The organism is Streptomyces hazeniae, from assembly GCF_031845485.1.
GTDB lineage: Bacteria > Actinomycetota > Actinomycetes > Streptomycetales > Streptomycetaceae > Streptomyces > Streptomyces hazeniae.
The window spans coordinates 1-475 of the sequence record NZ_JAVREQ010000136.1 but is presented as its reverse complement, the minus strand read 5'-3'; the positions used below and the strand labels follow the sequence as shown (position 1 = coordinate 475).

The following is a 475-nucleotide window of genomic DNA, read 5'->3' as shown; positions in this document are numbered from 1 at the left end:
GAGCGGGGGGACCACCACGGCGGCAGGCACCCCGGCGCGTAGTCCCTCGATTTCACGTTCGACGAGCGCGCGGAATAGCGCCGCGATGAGCACGATGGTGTCGGCACGTGGGCAGCTATCGCATACGCGCAGTTCCAAGGTAGGAGTTCGCAGGGCGGGGCGAACGTCGAAGTACGACATCCCCGCATCGCTGATCACTCCGGTCGCAACGAGATTGGAGATCAATGTGTCGTACTCCTCGGCCGACGTGGCCGGCGGCGCCAAACCAGTGGTGGGCCATCGTTGCCATACCAGTGTGCGGACACTGCTGTAGCCGGTGTCAGATCCGTCGGACCAGAATGGCGAACTCGCGCTCAGCGCAAGCAGGGTGGGAACGTAAGCGGCCACCCGGCCGGCCACCAGAACAGACTCGTCACGGTCCTCGATTCCAACGTGTATCTGGGTCCCACAGATCAGTTGTTCGCGCGCCAACAGC

General features: G+C 64.0%; 1 protein-coding gene. It reads right to left on the bottom strand.

Annotation, left to right across the window (positions count from 1 at the left end; translation table 11 throughout):
- On the bottom strand, positions 1-475 hold a 475-nt coding region (locus RM572_RS28975), incomplete at both ends, for a carboxylate-amine ligase (protein ID WP_311676334.1).